Source organism: Ruminococcus sp. 1001136sp1, assembly GCF_039841815.1.
GTDB lineage: Bacteria > Bacillota > Clostridia > Lachnospirales > Lachnospiraceae > Blautia_A > Blautia_A faecis.
Genome location: NZ_JBDPGY010000009.1, coordinates 63,541 through 83,527, shown reverse-complemented (window position 1 = coordinate 83,527; position 19,987 = coordinate 63,541). Strand labels below are relative to the sequence as shown.

Annotated in this window: 14 protein-coding genes; 1 reads left to right on the top strand and 13 read right to left on the bottom strand. The window is 44.0% G+C overall.

What is annotated here, in order from left to right; all coding sequences use genetic code 11:
* The first annotated feature begins 46 nt into the window (after positions 1–46).
* Positions 47–1,177, top strand: coding sequence for a hypothetical protein (locus tag ABHC48_RS09720; RefSeq protein ID WP_195699975.1), 1,131 nt, complete (start codon positions 47–49; stop codon positions 1,175–1,177).
* A gap of 197 nt (positions 1,178–1,374) precedes the next feature.
* Here the strand turns inward: ABHC48_RS09720 and aspS are convergent, their stop codons facing one another.
* The 13 genes from aspS to ABHC48_RS09655 form a co-directional block, all read right to left on the bottom strand.
* On the bottom strand, positions 1,375–3,180 hold the full coding sequence (gene aspS / locus ABHC48_RS09715; protein WP_148461918.1) for an aspartate--tRNA ligase: 1,806 nt from the start codon (positions 3,178–3,180) through the stop codon (positions 1,375–1,377).
* A 135-nt stretch (positions 3,181–3,315) separates the two neighbouring features.
* Positions 3,316–4,566, bottom strand: coding sequence for a histidine--tRNA ligase (gene hisS / locus ABHC48_RS09710; RefSeq protein ID WP_195699974.1), 1,251 nt, complete (start codon positions 4,564–4,566; stop codon positions 3,316–3,318).
* Between the two features lie 9 nt (positions 4,567–4,575).
* Positions 4,576–5,151, bottom strand: coding sequence for an HD domain-containing phosphohydrolase (locus ABHC48_RS09705; RefSeq protein ID WP_118579396.1), 576 nt, complete (start codon positions 5,149–5,151; stop codon positions 4,576–4,578).
* 16 nt (positions 5,152–5,167) lie between these two features.
* Positions 5,168–6,676 carry a coproporphyrinogen dehydrogenase HemZ gene (hemZ, locus tag ABHC48_RS09700; protein WP_330634142.1) on the bottom strand — a complete coding sequence of 503 codons (1,509 nt, stop codon included), beginning with the start codon at positions 6,674–6,676 and terminating at the stop codon, positions 5,168–5,170.
* Positions 6,669–7,298 (bottom strand): MBL fold metallo-hydrolase, encoded by a 630-nt coding sequence (locus tag ABHC48_RS09695; RefSeq protein WP_195699973.1) that lies wholly within the window; start codon positions 7,296–7,298, stop codon positions 6,669–6,671. Before ABHC48_RS09695 ends, hemZ begins: the two co-directional genes overlap by 8 nt.
* Before the next feature lie 133 nt (positions 7,299–7,431).
* Positions 7,432–9,711, bottom strand: coding sequence for a bifunctional (p)ppGpp synthetase/guanosine-3',5'-bis(diphosphate) 3'-pyrophosphohydrolase (locus tag ABHC48_RS09690; RefSeq protein ID WP_334285700.1), 2,280 nt, complete (start codon positions 9,709–9,711; stop codon positions 7,432–7,434).
* A 141-nt stretch (positions 9,712–9,852) separates the two neighbouring features.
* On the bottom strand, positions 9,853–10,377 hold the full coding sequence (locus ABHC48_RS09685; protein WP_118579390.1) for an adenine phosphoribosyltransferase: 525 nt from the start codon (positions 10,375–10,377) through the stop codon (positions 9,853–9,855).
* A gap of 204 nt (positions 10,378–10,581) precedes the next feature.
* Positions 10,582–12,294: a single-stranded-DNA-specific exonuclease RecJ gene (recJ, locus tag ABHC48_RS09680; protein ID WP_118579387.1), complete on the bottom strand. Its 1,713-nt coding sequence runs from the start codon at positions 12,292–12,294 to the stop codon at positions 10,582–10,584.
* A gap of 872 nt (positions 12,295–13,166) precedes the next feature.
* On the bottom strand, positions 13,167–15,593 hold the full coding sequence (gene secD / locus ABHC48_RS09675) for a protein translocase subunit SecD (RefSeq protein ID WP_187566047.1): 2,427 nt from the start codon (positions 15,591–15,593) through the stop codon (positions 13,167–13,169).
* 73 nt (positions 15,594–15,666) lie between these two features.
* The gene (gene scfB / locus ABHC48_RS09670) at positions 15,667–17,028 is read right to left on the bottom strand and encodes a thioether cross-link-forming SCIFF peptide maturase (protein WP_334285721.1); all 1,362 of its coding nucleotides are present in this window, start codon (positions 17,026–17,028) and stop codon (positions 15,667–15,669) included.
* 92 nt (positions 17,029–17,120) lie between these two features.
* Positions 17,121–17,261: a six-cysteine ranthipeptide SCIFF gene (scfA, locus tag ABHC48_RS09665; RefSeq protein ID WP_021926839.1), complete on the bottom strand. Its 141-nt coding sequence runs from the start codon at positions 17,259–17,261 to the stop codon at positions 17,121–17,123.
* A 128-nt stretch (positions 17,262–17,389) separates the two neighbouring features.
* Entirely contained in the window at positions 17,390–17,740 is a 351-nt protein-coding gene (locus ABHC48_RS09660) for a TIGR04086 family membrane protein (RefSeq protein WP_118584282.1), read from the bottom strand.
* Between the two features lie 88 nt (positions 17,741–17,828).
* The gene (locus tag ABHC48_RS09655; protein ID WP_195700218.1) at positions 17,829–19,961 is read right to left on the bottom strand and encodes a hypothetical protein; all 2,133 of its coding nucleotides are present in this window, start codon (positions 19,959–19,961) and stop codon (positions 17,829–17,831) included.
* Positions 19,962–19,987: the final 26 nt, after the last annotated feature.

The following is a 19,987-nucleotide window of genomic DNA, read 5'->3' as shown; positions in this document are numbered from 1 at the left end:
GTTTTATAAACATTTTACGTAATAATTTGAAAGGAAAGAACTCTGTATGAAGTCAGTCAGATTTCTGCTTCCTCTTCTTTTGCTTCTCTGCACTTTTTCACTATGCGGCTGTACCAGCAAGGAGGAGAAAAAAATCGAGGACGCAGTAAAACAGGAACTGGATCAGCTAAAGGATCTGGATTCCATTACCACACAGAAATACATCTCCTACCAGGAGCTTTTCCCCGGTGAACCCGAAGATATCACTATTTCTTCTGATATTGAAGAAGTCTTTTCTCTCTTTTTCCAGGATTTTGATTATAAAATTCTGGATGTTAACGTAGACAAGGACAAACAATCCGCACAGGCGAATCTCAGGCTGGTCACTCTGGATGCCCATGCGCTTGCTGAAGATTTTTCCAAGGCGCAGCTGAAGCATGAAATTTCCCAGTCCGCTTCCTCTGAAGAAGCCACGGAACAGACCATTTCCCTTGAAGAGCGCTACACGCTTCTGAATGAATTGCTTAAGAGTAATGACTACCAGACTGTGGAGCGTAACTGTACCATCTCCTTAGATGCCTCAGATAAAGACGGCGAAACCAGTTGGGAGATCCGGCGCACCAATACACTGGAAAATGACCTTGTCGGCGGTCTTATGAACGATCTCACAGACCCGGATATTTTATCACCGGAAGACACAATCTTAGTTTATCTGAATACCCTAAAAAATATGACTGCAGAGGAACTGGGCAATTATTTAAATGCAGATTCCATTATCAGCACAGAAGATCCTGCAAAGATCAGCCTGGCAGAAGCACTGGTAAAACAGGTTCACTCCACCTTTGATTATTCTATTGGGGAAACCACTGTTTCCGGCTATACAGCCACAGTTACAGCCAATATTACCACCTTTGACAGCGATGCTATTCTGGAAAATTATCAGAAGGAGCTGGATACCTATCTTGCCTCTGTGGATGCTGTTATCGACGGTGCCCAAAAACGATATGAAAAGTCCTACAGTCTGCTTCTTGAATATATTGAAGAAAATACAGCTACTAAAACAGTGGAAACAACTTTCACACTGATCAACGACGGTGCTTCCTGGAAACTGGAAGACGCAGGAACGGTGTTTGGACAGGCATTGTTTGGAACTTTAAGTTCTAGCCCGGTAGAAGACAAGCAGGAAACCAACGGATGATATAGTTAAAATTTACGCCTCTGCAAACTTGTGCGGGGGCGTTTTTATTTGTGCTGACAGCGAACCCAAAGTCCATGCCTGCCAGAGCGTGACAACATTCTTCCATAAGAAAAATCCCACCCATTTTTGCAGGCAGGATTTTTCAGTCAGCTTATTCCAAGTTATAAGCTAAGTTATCTCTTGTTGTATTTCTTTTCTTATTCCTCAGTCTCTGGAGCAGCTTCTTTCTCAACTTCAAGTCCCAGCTCGTCCAGCTGTGCTTCGCTTACGCGCTGCGGTGCCTGAGTCATCAGACAGGATGCATCTTTTACCTTCGGGAATGCAATTACGTCACGAATACTGTCAACCTTGGCAATGAGCATAACCAGACGGTCAAGACCATAAGCCAGTCCGGCGTGAGGCGGAACTCCGTATTTGAATGCATCCAGAAGGAATCCGAACTGCTCATGGGCAGCTTCCGGGGTAAATCCAAGCTCTTTAAACATTCTCTCCTGAATATCATCCTGATGGATACGAACACTGCCGCCGCCGATCTCGTTACCATTCAGTACAATATCGTAAGCCTTCGCACGAACAGCGCCCGGATCTGTGTCGAGAAGCGGGATATCCTCATCCATCGGCATTGTAAATGGATGGTGCATAGCTGTGAAACGGTTTTCTTCCTCGCTCCACTCAAGAAGCGGGAACTCCGTTACCCATACGAAGCGGTATTCGTTCTTGTCAAGAAGATCCATCTGTTTTGCAAGCTCCAGACGAAGTGCGCCAAGAACATCATAAACCAGTTTCTTCTTATCCGCTGCAAACAGAAGCAGGTCACCTGCTTTACCGTCCATAGCAGCTACAAGAGCATCCATCTCCTCATCTGTCATAAACTTGGCAAAGGAAGACTTTCTGGTGCCATCTTCTGCGATTGCAATGTATGCAAGACCTTTTGCACCATATCCCTTGGCAAACTCTACTAACTTGTCAATTTTCTTACGAGGCATGCTGCCCTGGCCTTCTGCGTTGATACCACGAACGCTTCCACCAGCTTCAAGAGCACCTGTAAATACGGAGAATCCACAGTTCTTCACAATATCGCTTACATCATGAAGCTCCATGCCAAATCTCATATCCGGTTTATCAGAACCGAAACGATCCATTGCTTCTTGCCATGTGATTCTCTCGATTGGAAGTTTCACATCGATACCAAGAACCTCTTTGAACAGGTAGGAAAGATATCTCTCATTTACATCGATTACATCATCTACATCTACGAAAGAAAGCTCCATATCGATCTGTGTGAACTCCGGCTGACGGTCAGCACGAAGATCCTCATCACGGAAGCATCTTGCAATCTGGATGTATCTGTCATATCCGGAACACATCAGAAGCTGTTTGTACAGCTGCGGTGACTGCGGCAGACCATAGAAGCAGCCAGGATGTACACGGGATGGCACCAGATAATCTCTTGCACCTTCAGGAGTACTCTTTCCAAGCATAGGAGTCTCAATCTCCAGGAATCCCTCGTTTGTGAAAAAGGATCTTGTCAGCTGCATTACACGGCTCTTCAGGATCAGGTTTCTCTGAAGATCCGGACGTCTTAAGTCAAGGTAACGGTATTTCAGACGTACATCCTCTTTTGTTTTGCTGTTCTCCTCAACCGGGAATGGCGGAACTTCTGCCTCGGAAAGAACACGGAGAGATTTTGCTCTCACTTCGATCTCACCTGTTGCAAGATTCTCATTTACTGCACCACCACGTTTCTCAACGGTTCCGGTAACTGCGATCACAAACTCACTTCTCAGCTTGCCGGCTTTGGCAAAGCCTTCCTCATCAATGGAACCATTTTCAAAGATCAGCTGCATAATACCACTGCGGTCACGTAAATCTACGAAAATGATTCCTCCTTTATCTCTTGCTTTCTGAACCCATCCCATAAGTGTTACTTCGCTGCCTACCATCTGTGTGGTCACTTCTGCACATCGACAGGTTCTGTGCAGTCCCTGCATACTCTCAGCCATTTTAAGGCGCCTCCTTATTCTATGGGGTTTCCCCCAGCTTTCTCTGATTATGAACCATTCAGCTGTATTGCTTTAAATGATCCATAAAATATCATTGACGGCTGTTTTTCAAAAACAACACGTTAAATCTCTTTATCAGCGTTTAAAGAATTCCACAAATTCCGTATAGCCTTCAGCTGTCATCTGGTCTTTCTGGAATTTCTTATTCTTCTTCATAATAGAGATATTGACCTGAACTCCGGTCTTTCTCTCTTCTTCTGCCTGACGGAAAATCTCAATCAGCTTGTCTGACGGCATATTTTTCTCAATAAGATATGCCTTCTTAGTCTTTGCTGTGGGAATCTGATATCCTCTTTCAAGAAGGAGCATAACAATACGCTCAAATCCAATAGAGAATCCGCATGCACTTGTACTGTTTCCTGTAAATTTACCAATCATCTCATCATAACGTCCGCCGCCGCCAACGCTGCCGCCAAACTCATCCATGGAAATTTCGAAGATCGGACCGGTGTAATAAGACATGCCGCGAACCAGTGTAGGATCAAATGCCATCTTAAAGTCAGCAGTCTTCACAGCTTCCACAGTGGAAATGATCGTCTCGAGATCTGCTGCAATCTGTTCATCAAGAACATCTGCCAGTTTCTCCTTGCAATATCTTACGCCCTGGATATCTGAGCTGATTTCTTTAAACATCGCAAGATAAGTATCAATGCTTTCTTTTGCAAAGCCTTCCTCTTCCAGTTCTTTCGCTACGCCCTCAAGACCAATCTTATCCATTTTGTCAAGAATGATAAATACAGTATCAAAGCTTTCCTTCGGAAATCCGCTATACTCAGCCATAGCCTTCAGAATACGGCGGTCATTGATACGGATAGTGAAATTATGGAAGTCAAGCTTGCCAAGAAGTGTAGTAGTCGCAAGTACCAGCTCGATTTCTGCCATATAAGTAGGCTCACCTAAAATGTCAATGTCACACTGCATAAACTGACGGAAACGTCCTCTCTGCGGACGATCAGCTCTCCATACATATCCCATCTGAAGTGCCTTAAATGGTCCAGGCAGTTCATTAGAGTTATTTGAATAATATCTGGAAAGAGGTACTGTCAGATCATAGCGAAGACCTGAATCCACAAGATCAGCTTCTTCTTTTGCCTGGTCAAGTTTCAGCTTCTCACCTCTTTTTAAGATTTTGAAAATCAGCTTCTCGTTATCACCGCCCTGTTTGCTGCACAGGTTCTCAATGTGCTCCACTCCCGGAGTCTCAATTGAAGTAAATCCAAAGGAACCATATGTCTCACGGATCAGTCCTGTAACGTAGTTACGGACTTCCATCTCCTTTGGTAAAATATCTTTCATGCCGGTAACCGGCTTCTTCTTTAATGCCATGTGTCCTCCTTATTTACCAGCCTGGCTGGCGTGTACTACTCTTTGAAATGCAAGAAATACTTCCAGATCAAAGTTTTTTATTTCATCTATCATCAATTCCATCACAGTATGCTTATCAAAAGCCTTGCGGTAAGACCGCTCCTGACTCAATGCACAGAATACGTCGCATACACGAAGAATCCGGGCACCAATGGGAATCTCCTTCCCTGCCAGATTGGACGGATAACCGCTTCCATCGTAATTTTCATGATGATAAAGAATACTCTCAAGAACAAAATCCGAATAGCCCTGGTCTTTCAGTTCCTCATAGCCAAGTGTAGAATGCATGCGGACATATTTCAATTCCTCAATTACCATGGGATTACTTTCCTGCCCGTTGATATAGCTTCTCAGTTTCAGCTTTCCTATGTCGTGAAGCATTCCTGCAATTGCAAGATCGTAACACTGCTCATGAGGAAGTCCAAGCTCCTTACTTAACGCGTACGCCAGATTACTCACTGCGATTCCATGCCTTAACTCTGCTGATAAATCAAATTCCAGAACTCTGTCGGATGTTTCTGACTGTTCACTGGAAAGCTTTTCCAAGAATTTTCCCTCCCTCCTACAACCAGGTTCCAATTCCTGTTCGCTTTCTTTCAATCATCTCATCAATACGGGCAATATAGCTTGTGACATCTTTCACATTCTCCACCCGCTCAATACGTTTGCCATGGTCAAAGACCAGTTTGGAAGAACCGCCTGCTCCAAGAGCAATGATCGGTTGTTTTTCTTCCATAATCAGTATATTGTAAATCCCGGCTTTGTCAACCTTTGCATAGCCTACATTTTCAAAATTTCCCTTCATATTCTTCTGACGGTACAGATAGTAAGGTCCCATTTCCATGGAATATGCAGTCTGCTGTGTCAGATCCATGATCTCCTGGTTATTTTCAAATGTCATCTCCTGATATTTGTCCTTAAACATATTCAGGCGTGCTGCACGCTTCACAGCCAGAGAATGTACGGTAAGGCTGTCCGGGGAAAGCTCTTTTACTTTCTCCAATGTGTATTTCACCTTGGAAATATCCTCTCCAGGCAGTCCTACAATGAGATCCATGTTAATATTGTTATAATTCAGTTCTCTGGCAAGATGGAAAGCTTCTATGGTCTGTGCCACAGTATGACGTCTTCCAATGATTTCCAGAGTATCCTGATTCATGGTCTGAGGGTTAACAGAAATTCTGGTCACAGGAAATTCTTTGATCGTCTCAAGCTTCTCCCTTGTAATACTGTCTGGTCTGCCAGCTTCAATGGTAAATTCTACAAGTCCATCAAAGCCAAAGGACTCTCCCAGCTGATCAAGAAGCCTTTTCAGCTGATACGGCTCTAACGTGGTAGGTGTGCCTCCGCCGATATAGATCGTATCCAGTTTGTAGTTCTTCATCATCCTGGCCGTTTCGCGAATTTCCAGACATAAAGCATCCAGATATTCATCTACTCTTTTTGCCCAGAGCTTCAAAGGGTAGGAGCTGAAGGAACAATACAGACAGATACTTGGACAAAAGGGAATACCTACATATAAGCTGTAACCATGCTCATAATCAATATCCTGAAGAAGTGCCCGCTCCCTGTTTGCTATGGTGATGGCAAGAGCAGTTTTCTTTGCGCTTACCAGATAACGCTCCCGCATTTCCTGTGCGATCTCGGTATTTTTCATACCACTCTCGATCATCCCCATGGCAAGCTTGGCCGGACGGATTCCCGTAAGATTCCCCCATGGAAGGGTTCTGCCGGTAAGCTTCACCAGAACATTGTACAGTGCATATTTCAGACTGTCCTTGTTGGCTTTACGAAGCTCATGGGCATCCATGAGTTTCTCATGAGTTTCCTGACTGGAATCCCCGTCTGCCCCCCGGATCACCTCTGCGCTGGCAACACCTTTTTGATCCTTCGTATCATATTTTATAACAAAATTGTCATTATCTTTTTTCACAGTAAAGAAGATATCGTATACCGCTTCGTCTTTTTCGTAGAGGCTGTGGATATCTCCTTCCGGATAAAATGCTTTTATTAATTCATATATATCATGCTCGAAATCCCTGTCAAGCAGCAGGATTCCTATTTTACACAAATGGATTGTACCTCTTTTCGTAACCGATAGTTGTAGATGTATCATGCCCCGGATAAACATTTGTTTCATCTGGAAGGGCATTTAACAGCTTATGAAGGCTCTCCCGGATTTCACGGGAACTGCCGCCAGGAAAATCCGTTCTTCCAACAGAACCACAGAATAATGTGTCCCCGCTGAACAGAACCCTTTCGTCTTTCAGATAGTAGCAACAGCTTCCTTTCGTGTGTCCTGGAGTGTGGAGCATCTGAATAGAAAATCCAGCAGCTTCAAATACCTGCAGGTCCTCCAGAAAAACATCAGGACGCACAGAACATGGTTTATGCATCCGGTCAGTCATATTCACAGAAGGCTCCCGAAGCATTTCTTCTTCCTGGCGGCAGGCATAAACCGGAATCTGATACTCAGCTTTCACAGCCTGTACTGCCATAATGTGGTCAAAATGGCCATGAGTCAGAAGGATTCCTACCGGCTTTGCACCCATATCTTCCATCTTCTGAAAAATTCTCTTCGGTGAATCTGCCGGATCAACGATCAGCGCTTCACCGGTTTCTTTATTTTTTAAAAAGTAGCAATTGGTATATACAGGGCCAAGAACCATCTGCTGTAATTCAAGTTTTCCCATAGATTATCCTTTCATGGCAGCTGACATGCCATTTATGTTATTATTCCGTTATTGTCCGTGTCCTGACCGGTAACATACCATCCAATGCTCAACGTACTGTATATCTCCAACCAGTTCACATTTCCATTGTTTCTCAGCCTGTAGTTCTTTCTACATCCAAAACACTTTCCAGCTGACGTATCTTCTCGATAAGGGAATTCAGTTCATCCTTACAGCTGACGTTAAAGCTTACAGAAATAGTGGCCTTCTCCTGCTTGTTTGTTCGGCAGTTAATATTTCGGATGTCAATCTTACGCTCTGTAAAGATCTTGGAAATATCAACCAGAAGACCGGTACGATTATTAGCATATACATTGATCTCAGCCATGTAATGCTCATCCGGCTTGATCTCCGGATCCTGCCACTCTGCTTCCAAAAGACGGCTTCTGTCCATTTCAGACATATTCATCACATTTACACAGTCAGTTCGATGAATGGTAACACCACGGCCTCTTGTAACATATCCAACAATTTCATCACCGGGAATCGGATTACAGCATTTGGAGAAACGTACTGCAACGTCATGAATGCCCCGCACTACAATGCCGCTCTTGCTCTTGATATGATGCTTCTTGTCCTGATTCTCTGCGGCTGCTGCCTCCAGAACTTCTTCATCTGTGAGATTCTTTTTATTCTCTTTATCATAAGCTTCTACAAGCTTATTAAATACCTGTCCCTCTTTCAGTCCGCCATGTCCGATGGCGGCAAGTACAGAATCCCAGTCACGGAAGCCATATTTACGAAGGACCGCGTCCAGATACTGAGTCTTGGTGTAATTAGCGAATTTAAAGCCCTTACTCTTGGCATACTGGGCAAGCATTTCCTTGCCCTTCAGAATATTATCTTCCTTCAGTTCTTTCTTGAACCACTGATTGATCTTATTTCTGGCCTGTGTACTCTTGACCACCTTCAGCCAGTCACGGCTTGGTCCCTGGGAATTCTGGGAAGTAATGATTTCAATACGGTCACCATTCTGGATCCGGTACTCAATGGGCACCAGTTTGCCATTTACCCTGGCACCTACCATTTTGTTTCCTACAGCACTGTGCACGCTGTATGCAAAATCAATGGGGGTGGAGCCGTTAGGAAGGGTTTTCACATCTCCCTGTGGAGTAAAGCAGTATACACTGTCTGCAAACAGATCCAGATCATTTTTCAGAAGACTCATGAACTCTTTATTATCAGACATGTCTCTCTGCCATTCCAGGATCTGGCGCAGCCAGTTCAGCTTCTCCTCCTCACGATTGCCTGAGGAAGCCTTACCGTCAGAAGCCTCTTTATACTTCCAATGTGCAGCAATACCGTACTCGGCAGTCTTATGCATCTCAAAGGTTCTAATCTGAATTTCAAAAGGCTGTCCATTCGGTCCGATCAGCGTGGTATGCAAAGACTGGTACATATTTGGTTTGGGCATTGCAATATAGTCCTTGAAACGTCCTGGAATTGGCTTATACATCTCATGGATCACACCAAGTGCCGCATAACAGTCCTTCACTGTATCTACCAGGATACGCACTGCAAACAAATCGTAAATCTGATCAATCGTCTTATTCTGATTTACCATCTTTTTATAGATACTGAAAAAGTGTTTTACACGGCCGTCAACCTGTGCCTTAATTCCGGCTTCTACCATATGCTGATGCACAGTCTTGACAATATTCCCTACGAATTCCTCACGGACGCTTTTACGAAGTGCTACTTTCTCAACCAGATCATAATAAACATCTGGTTTCAGATATTTCAGGGAAAGGTCATCCAGCTCTACTTTGATCTTGGAAATACCAAGACGCTGTGCGATAGGCGCATAGATGTCCATCGTCTCTCTTGCCTTCTCCTTCTGTTTCTCAGGAGTCATGTACTGAAGAGTACGCATATTATGAAGACGGTCTGCAAGCTTGATCAGAATAACACGGATATCCTTTGCCATGGCAAGGAACATCTTGCGAAGGCTCTCTGCCTGTAGCTCTACTTTATCCTTGGAATAGGACAGCTGACCGATCTTAGTTACCCCATCTACCAGAAGCGCAACCTCAGGACCAAATTCTCTGGTGATCTCATCACAGGTCATCCAGGTATCTTCAACAGCATCGTGAAGAAGGCCTGCTACAATGGTCTCCTTGTCCAGTTCCAGATCCGCCAGAATAATGGCAACACATAAAGGATGAATAATGTAGGGTTCCCCGGACTTTCTCTTCTGATCCTTGTGGGCTTCCCTTGCAGTCTCGTATGCCTTCTGGATCATGGTTATGTCCGTAGAAGGATGATATTTCTTTATGCTGGCAATCAGCTCATTATATAATACTTCAGGGCTTGTAAAGTCGTGCATGGATTTTACAGCTGCATCTGCTTTCTTCACAGACTCCAGCTTCTCCATATCCTCTTTTGATACTTCAGGCTCCTTGCCCTGCTCGTTAACAATATCAGCCATATTTCACACCTGCCTGTTTAAATACTATCTGCGTCAGCATCCGCCCACCTGTTTCCACGGGGGAATCTGGCGAAACAGACACATCCTTTATTTACCTTCATAACGGATTACAGAAGCAACGTCATATTTCTCCAGTTTCTTACGCCCCTCAAGACCCGCAAGTTCCATCAGAAATACGATCTTCACTACCACTCCACCAAGCTGCTCTACCAGTTTCGCTGCAGCTTCAACTGTACCGCCTGTTGCGATCAGATCATCAATGATAACTACCTTCTGTCCTGGCTTAATGGCATCCTTGTGAATCTCAATCTCAGCTTTGCCATATTCCAGATCATAGCTTGCAGAAACGGTCTCACATGGGAGTTTTCCTTTCTTACGTACTGGTACAAAAGACTTATGAAGATTATAAGCAATTGGCATTCCAAAAATGAATCCACGGGATTCTGTTCCCACTATTACATCCACATCCACATCCTTCAGACAATCCTGCATGGAATCAATTGCAAGCTTCAGTCCGTCTGCGTCCTGAAGGATACTGGTAACATCTCTGAAAATAATGCCTGGTTCTGGAAAATCAGGTATACTTCTTATATATTCTTCTATTTTTTTCATAATAGCCTCCTCAGATTAATGGATGTTGTGGGGAAAGCCTCAGCCACCCCAGAGCGTGTTTAAAAAAAGAAAGCCTTTTTCACACATGCTCTAGCATCATAAATATTTTTTAGTATAACACTTTTTAAATCGGGAATCAACGCAAAACCGACAGGCTCACTGGAAATACTGCATTTTTCGTGGTTTTACATGATTATCCCCTTTTTAGCAATAATTTTGTATGACAATTTGCAAAGAGTCTCTTCCCATATAGGAGTTGATCTTCGGATAATAGGTTACAGAAATAGTTCCATGAGACCTTGCAAACTCTGCAAACTCCTTTGCCTCGCCCCAGTAAACCCCATCCATCACCGTGCCGGATTCGTCCATCAGCTGCAATTTCACTGTATTCTGAGTCTTTCCATATATTCCGGTTTTTAAAACGCGGAGATTTTTCTGGGCAAAAACAGGCTTCGCATTTCCTTTTCCAAAGGGTTCCAGAACAGAGAGCTGACGGATCAGATTCTCGTTTATGTAAGAAATGGGCATTGGTACATCGATCACGATTTTTGGGATCATATCTTCCTCTGTCAAGGTGCAGTTTTCATTGAGCTGACGGCGAAATGCTTCCACATTTGCTTCTTCTATAGAAAGACCTGCTGCCATAGGATGGCCACCATACTGGAGCAACAGACTGTCACATTTTACAAGCTCCTCATACATGGAATAATTTTCTGTAGATCTGCCGCTGCCTTTCACCGATTTTTCCCCTCTTGTAAGAACAAAAGCAGGCTTGTGATATTTTTCACGGATTCTTCCTGCTATGATTCCTGCAAGACTCTCATGACAATCCGGCAAAAATACAACCATTACTCTGTCATTTTTCAGATTGCTGCCCTCTATCAGCTTGTAGGCAGCTTCTGTACCCTGTTCCGTCAGTGCCTTACGGCTGTCATTCAATGCTTTCAGATCGTTTGCAAGCTTTGCAGCCTCTTCTTCATCTTCACACTGTAATAGGGACAGGGAGCGCATGGCTGTATCCAGTCTTCCGCTGGCATTAATGCACGGACCAAGGCGAAAACCAATATCGTAGGAACTGATTTTCTGATTTTCCAGACCAATTGCTCTTATCAAAGCTTTCAGTCCCTTATTTTTTGTATGAGGCAGACGTAAAAGTCCCTCTTTTACAAGAATACGGTTTTCTCCCTGAAGGTCCATAATATCTCCAACTGTAGCGATAGCCGCAGGTTCCAGATAATCTTCTTTCTCACTCTCCGGGATTCCATATTTTTCATACAATGCAAAAACCAGTTTCATTGCAACCACTGCGCCACAGATATTTTTATTTGGATACGTACAGTCAGACTGTTTTGGATTGATAATTGCATCTGCCAGAGGAAGCTTGTATTTTCGCCCTTCTTCTGTATCTTCAAAAGGGACCTCGTGGTGATCCGTCACTACCACTGTCATGCCCATTTTTTTTGCAAATGCAATCTGATCTGCAGCCGAAATTCCATTGTCACAGGTCACGATCGTATCTACTCCATCCTCTTTTGCTTTCTCTATAAGATGATTATGAATTCCATATCCATCTGCAATGCGGTCCGGAATATAAGTATCTACATTCGCCCCCAGGCGTTTAAATCCTTTTAACAGAATATAAGTTGCAGTTACACCGTCAATATCATAATCTCCTATAATTCTCATCCTGGTTCCCAGATCTATTTTTTGCGAAATAATTTCCACAGCTTTGTCAATATCCTTCAGACTTTTCCAGGATGGAATGTCATCCAGGGTTCCGTTCAGATACTGATTAATTTCTGCATCTTCTGTAATATCCCTGTTCCGAATAATTCTGGCTATCACCGGATCTATTCCATACTTCCGGCCAATCTCCTGAAAATCAGCTCTTTTCGCCGCTAATACCCATTTTTCCATGCTTTGTCTCCTGTTGTAAATTGTATTGCTATTTAGTGTGTTGAAAGTTGTTCAAGGCGGACGCACTCGGACAATGGTGATTGCTCACTCGCCGGCGCAACGCTCCAGCGAACTAACTGCTAACTGCGACTAAATCGTTCAGGAAAGCCTTCACGATTAAGTCTCCGTAAGCAGTGGATTTCGCCTACGCTAAAACCGCGCCTGAAATGGCTCGCTAGAGCAATCACCATTGCCCGAATGCTGTGTACTGGTTGGGACTTATTTATGCGTAGGAACTTTCAACAGGTGGAGCGGGTGAGTGACTGGTTTCCCTATACTGTATCGGAAGCGAAAATTTATGGGAAACTTGCCGGAAATTAGCGGCTTTTACAATTTCTATGAAGTATTTGCACATTTTAAGGGTTGTTTTGCAAACAAAAACTTGACATATTATTTTATGTGTCTTCGATACCCCATTTAGCTGGTTGATACTTCGCAACTTTATTGGTTTTACCTAATCTATCATTGTCAAGAAAGTATCGGGAAACCAATCACTTCCCCTCCCCCTCGTTAAAAGTTCCTAAATAACCTCAGTTCCAGCCGACACACAGCATTTGGGCAATGTGTATTACTCCAGCGAGCCATTTCAGGCGCGCTCTTAGCGTAAGCGAAATCCAGCGCTTACGAAGACTTATGCGTGAGGGCTCTCCCGAACGCATTAGTCGCAGTTAGCGATTAGTTCGCTGGAGCGTTGCGCCGGCGAGTGAGTAATACACATTGTCCAAATGCGTCCCTACTGAAGAACTTTTCAACACACTAAATAGTAATAGAATTTTACATAAAAAGCAAGCCAGGACAGATGTTTCCACCTGTCCTGGCTTAAGTTCATTTAATTATCTGTCTTCCTCAGAAGAACCATTCTCAGCATTCTTAGCCGCCTCCTGGGCTGCAAGACGCTCCTGAACTCTCTTACGATTTTTCTTCTTCGGCTGGGTCTGTCCATTTGCAGCTGGAGCACTTGGTGCCTTTGCACTTGAAACAGACTGTTTAACCGGAGCAGCACCAGCTGTAGCTTTTACAGTCTGAGCCTGTCCGCCGCCAATTTTCTTTTTCATTACCAGCCAGAGGGCTCCGGTAATGCATACAGAAGAATAAGCACCGCAGATAATACCAACCATCAGCGGAGCTGCAAACTCACGGATGGAAGATACACCCATGATATAAAGAACAGCTACCATGATAAAGGTAGTAAGGGAAGTATAAATACTTCTGGTAAGTGTCTGTGTAATACTCTTATTCACCACTTCCTCGAGCTCATCTACGCGCTTGCTTCCGTGAAGATTCTCACGGATACGGTCGAAGATAACGATCGTGGCGTTGATAGAATAACCAACAATAGTCAACATACAAGCGATAAAAGTATTTCCTACGGAAATTCTGGAAATCGCATAGAATGTAAGGACAACAAGCACATCATGAAGAAGTGCAAGTACCGCACTTCCTGCAAAACGGATATCCTTGAAACGGAACCAGATGTAAAGAAGCATGAAAATAGTGGCAACAAAAACGGCTACTACAGCATCTCTTCTCATTTCGTTGCTGACAGTGGAGGAAATACTCTCTGCCTGGATCAGGGATTCATCTACACCAAACTTGTCAACAAGTGCCTTATTCAGTGCCTCACGTTCGTCAAGATTCAGGGAACGTGTCTTGATGATAACCTGATTTGTTCCAACAACCTTAGTAGGCTGTACATTCTTATCTCCTGTAACCTCTTCCACTACAGGTGTAACCTCAGAATCAATGGTCTTAATGTCCATATCTTCGTTAAAGGTGACATTGGTAGAAGTACCACCTGAAAACTCAAGGCTGTAGTTCAGGGCTTTTCCGCCTGTAGCCTTGTGGATCAGCATAGTGGCTGGTCCGGCAAGGATCAGGATAATGGAAAGGGTGAAGCATAATCTTCTCTTTCCAACAAAGTTAATGACTTTCTTCTCTTCAGTCTTTCCATAGAATTTCTCATCGCGAACGCCAACTGCATATAATGCATTGATCACAAGTCTGGAAAATACCAGAGCTGTAAACATGGAAATCACAATACCAAGTGCCAGTGTATATGCAAATCCTTTAACAGAACCAGTACCCAGCCACATCAGAACGAATGCTGCGATCAGGGTTGTGATGTTTCCGTCAAAGATTGCGGAAAAAGCCTTGGAGAAGCCAGCTTTGATCGCGGATCTTACGGTAGAGCCTGTACCGATTTCCTCACGGATACGTGCATAAATAATAACATTCGCATCTACTGCCATACCAATGCCAAGGATGATACCTGCAATACCCGGAAGCGTAAGGGTAATGTCAAATGCATTTAAGGTAAGCAGAATGGTCGCTGTGTAGAAAATCAGGGAAAGGCCTGCAACTGCACCAGGTACACGGTAAGCGATGATCATAAACAGAATTACGATAATCAGACCGATCAGACCTGCAATAAGGCTGGTGGAGATTGCTTCTTCACCGAGCTGTGCAGCTACAACGCTGGAACGAAGCTCTGTCAGTTCAAGGCTCAGGGATCCGATACGGATATAGGAAGCAAGCTCCTGTGCTCTCTCAACACTTTCCATACCACTGATCTGTGCCTTACCGCCTGTGATGGCTTCATTTACTCTTGGAGCGCTTAATACGCCGTTGTCATAGATAATCGCGATCTGTTTTCCAACATTGTTCTGAGTTGCCTCTGCGAATTTTGTTTTTCCCTCGTCTGTAAGAGTCAGATCTACCACGTACTCTCTGCTGCTGGAATTCTGCTGCTGGATTGCACCGCCTGTAGCATCTGCCACATCTGTACCTTCCAAAACCACAGAGCCGGCTGCACGAATCTCGTCAAGACTTCTTGCCAGAGAGTATCCGGTCTCGCTGCTGGAATCTGCCTGGAAATTTGCGTTTCCATCCTCGTCCTGCTGTGTGATAAAGCACAGGGAACCTGGCTGGCCAAGTTCTTCCAGAATAGCATTTGCATCTGTTACACCAGGAATCTCTACATTGATACGGTCAGAGCCTTCTTGATATACCTGAGCCTCTGTACTGTACTGCTCAACACGTTTCTGCAGCTTGTACACAGTATCGCTCATGTCTTCACTGCTTGGGTTGCTGTCCTTTGCCTGATATGTAATGCTGACACCACCAGCCAGATCAAGTCCGGTCTTGATATTCTTCATGGCACCGGTTCCTGTAGGACCAATACCTACAGCAGCCGTATAGCAAAAGAATACGGTAACGATGGCAGTCAGGATCAGGACTAAGATACCTCTTGATTTTTTCATTGTTCTGTCCCTTCTTTTTTGTTTTTCGCAAAAGCAGGGACTGACAGAAATCTTCGCAGCTGGCGAAGTGCTATCAGTCTTCTGCCAGTGCAGCTTTTATCATGATGGCGCACTCCACACGCTTCCTCTGGAGCTCGCATCCGATTTCATAATTGCTTCTGATATCCTTATGGGCATGATATCCGTTTGCTGCGCATCCGCCACTGCAGTAGAATCTTGCAAAACAATCCTTGCAGGCTGGCTTGGTGTAAACATTGCAGCATCCGAAATCCTTCTGGATGTCAGGTCTCGTAATCCCTTCATCCACATTTCCCATCAGATATTCTTCTTCCCCAACAAACTGGTGGCATGGGTAGAAATCCCCCCATGGAGTTACGGCAAGATATTCTGTGCCGCTTCCACATCCTGAAAGCCTCTTGTATACACAAGGGCCACCGGTAAGGTTGATCATGAAATGGAAGAAATTAAAGCCTTTGCCTTCTTTCTCGCGTTTTATCATCTCTTTCGCAAGAAGGTCGTATTCTTCCATGATCTTCGGCAGATCTTCCTCCCGAAGTGCGTACTCCTCAGATGGATCTGCCACTACAGGCTCTACAGAAATCTGCTTGAATCCAAGGTCTGCAAGATGAAGAACATCCTGGGAGAAATCAAGATTATGATGAGTGAAGGTTCCTCTTACATAATACTTGTCCTGGTTACGGGACTCTGCAAATTTCTGAAACTTCGGAAGGATCAGATCATAGCTTCCTGCCCCTTTGCGGAATGGGCGCATAAAATCGTGAACTTCCTTACGGCCATCAATACTGAGGACCACATTTCCCATCTCTTTGTTGCAGAATTCCATTACCTCATCGTTCAGCAGAACACCGTTGGTAGTAAGGGTAAAACGGAATTTTTTATTGTGGATTTTCTCCTGCTCACGGCCGTATGCTACCAGGTCCTTAACAACCTGCCAGTTCATAAGCGGCTCGCCGCCAAAGAAATCCACCTCCAGATTGTGTCTGGAGCCTGAATTAGCGATCAGGAAATCCAGTGCCTTCTTCCCTACCTCAAAAGACATGAGAGCTCGTCTTCCGTGGTACTCTCCTTCTTCTGCAAAGCAGTAGCGACAGGCAAGGTTACAATCGTGGGCGATGTGCAGACAGAGCGCTTTTACCACTGTCTGACGGTTCTTGGTAAATGTATCAATAGCATTCTCATATACATCTCTGGTGAAAAGCATGCCATCGGCTTTCAGCTTCTCACACTCTGCCACTGATGTCTTAATATCTTCTTCTGAAAACTGATCTCCCAGTTTTCCTACAATGGCAGCTGTGTCCAGACCTTCTTCCATATAAGGAAGTACTTCGTAGGTCACTTCATCCACAACATGGATACATCCGCTGTTGATGTCCAGCACGATGTTGTAGCCATTGTTCTGATAACGGTGAATCAGACTCATGTTAGTATATCCTTTCATTCTTTCCTATTGCATGAATAAGCAGCGGCTTTTACACCGCTGCTTACATACGTTTCCAGTTGCCCGACTTATTTGTTCTCGCAGCTCTGGTTTCCTACTGTACAGGATGTCTTGCATGCGGACTGACATGATGTCTGGCACTCGCCGCAGCCGCCTTTCTTTACAGTGTTCTGCAGGTTCTTTGTATTTAATGTTTTGATATGCTGCATAGTATTAGCCTCCTTATGTATATAATCTTTGCCTAGTATATCATATTTTTTTTTATTTTTAAAGCATTTTTTATTGGACAGAGTGCGAATCTTTTCAAAAAATGCGGGAATGATTTCTCAAACACGCTCTAAGACAACATCCCACCAAGAGCACCACCACCCAGACACATAAAAAAAGTAGTTACTGCATGTACCAGACTCATTTCCCATTTTCCCTGCACTACAAAAGATACTGTAATCAAAAGCAAATAGTAAAAAGCCCCTACCAGAATTCCCCATAAATACTTATCTTTGCGCAGAATTTTTCCTGACATGAAGCCTCCTGAAAAACAGGACAAAATATACACAGCTACAATTCCTGCTGACACAGGCTTTTCTCCCAGGTCAAACTGGAATAAAAGGAATGCCAGAAGCAAAAGAAACGCTCCGGTAACTGCATAGGAAAAAAGTAAAGATTTTAAAATGACTTTTACTTTCATAAAAACAGCCCTCCCATATGTAATATATGGAAGGGCTGGCTTCGTTATTCATGGATTATGAATGTCCGTTTTAATTATCCTGTCTGCTTTATCTTTTCTTTTTGCGGACAATAATCACAATAATGATCACAGCGGCTGCAGCGATCACAAGGATCACAAAGGGAAGGATCATGGTGTTGTCACCAGTTTTTACTGCATTTGAGGTCTGACTCTGACCGTTATTTCCGTTTGAGGTAGCAGCCGTATTTCCTGCAGTGTTGCCTGTAGTGTTTCCGGCAGTCTGTCCCGCATTTGTACTGGAACCTGTTCCATTTGAAGAACTGCCATCTGTTGTACCAGAATTTACAGTTCCATCAGATGCCACACCTGGTGTATTGCTGGTTCCGGAATTGTCACTGCCGTCAGAGCTTCCGGTACCAGATGAAGAACCACCATTTCCGTTTCCTGAAGTCCCATTGGAAGAGCCATTTGTATTTCCATTGCTGATTCCATTTGAATCACCTGTATTTCCACCAGTTTCATTTCCGCTATTGCTATCCGTTTTACCCGTTCCGGATCCATTTGTTCCATTCGTGCCAGTTCCGGTCACAGATGGAGACGGGGTAGGTGTTCCACTGATTGTCACAGTAGGTGTAGGAGTTGGTGTACTTCCATCGCCATACGCTCCATTTGCAATGTCCTCTCCTACGATTGGACGAAAACCTGCGATTCCAAACGGGCTGAAAGAATGTGTGCTGAATACCATGGTGCTTCCGTTTACACTGGGAATAATGGTCTCTGTCGCACCATTATCAAGAAGATGCTCAATCGAATATTTATATCCTTCTTTGACAGGAATCGTTACGCTTACATACTGTCCATCCGGAATTTCATACTCTGTATTATTCTTCAGATCCCATAATTTAAATTCATAGGATTGGAAGATCGTAGCATTATCTTCATTTTTAAATTCGTAATTTTCACCACTGGTCACCTGGAACTGGACATACCAGGGAAGATCTATGCCTGATACCGAAATTCCCTCACAGCTGTGATTCTGGGCTGCCCTTGCATCCTGCTCTTCTTCTGTAAGATCGTCCTCAGCAGTTGCCGGTCTTGTATCCGCTGTGGTAAAGTCAAGAGGATTATCAAATATATTTTTCTGGTCATCCTCTGTAGGGTCTGTTGTGTCTTTTACATCCGTGGTGTCTGTTGTATCTGTGGTATCTTTTTTCTCTTCTGTGTTCTCATTTTTTCCAGAATCCCCTGTACCATCAAGAATGGTAGCACCAGGCATCACCTCACCAAAAGTTTCGTTCAGTTTTCCAGTATCATCTGAAGAATCTGCGGTCTGCACATTATCAGAATTTGTACTCTCTATGCTATCTGCGGCTGTATCTGAACCTGTATCAGCTTTTGACTCTTCTGCAGCTGTATCTGAACTTGTATCAGCTTTTGACTCTTCTGCAGCTTCCTCCTGAATATCTTCAGAATCTACAGTTTCTTCCATTGCAGGAGCCGCTGCTTCTGTTTTTTCTGCCGGGGTTGTAATTCCCGCAGCAGCCTCGGTGTTGTCTTCAGATTTTGCTTCATTAGAAGCAGGAGTGCTCTCGATGGTTTCTTCTTTCTTATCTGCTTCACTGTTCTGCTTGTTTTCCGCATTCTCAGTCTGATCTTCTGTCTTCCCTGAAGTTTCTGAATCATTCTGCTGATTCTCACCTGGAACTGCCTCATCATCAGATTTTATATCTGTATCTTTATTGTCAGAAGTTGTGTCATCCGGGACAGATGCTTCACTGCTCTCATCACCTGTTTCCACATCTGCAGCAGTATCAGAAGGCTGATCTTCAGAACTCTCTTCTATGCTGCTGACAACAACTGTGATCTTACCTTTCACAACTTTTTTCTCAGAATCCCATCCGGAAATATAAGAAAGATCCACGTCTGCTGCTGGTTTAAATACTACTTCGCAGGTCTGCACTCTTTTATCCGGTATATATGAATCATCTGCCCAGGAAAGCGTTCCATAATCACTCTTGGGCAATGCCACTTCCGAAAGAGCAACTGGCTGATCAATTGTGATATTATCCGGAATCAGACTGGATTTCTCAAGTCTGGTCTCTGTATTCTGCCCCCATGCAGCTACTGGATAAACCTGTCCAGTCATAAGTACTGCTGTCATCGCAGCTGCCGCAAGTAATGATACGCTTTTTCTGTACATAACGTTTTTCTTCTTTTTCATCCTGGCACCTCTGTCGTAATATGTAT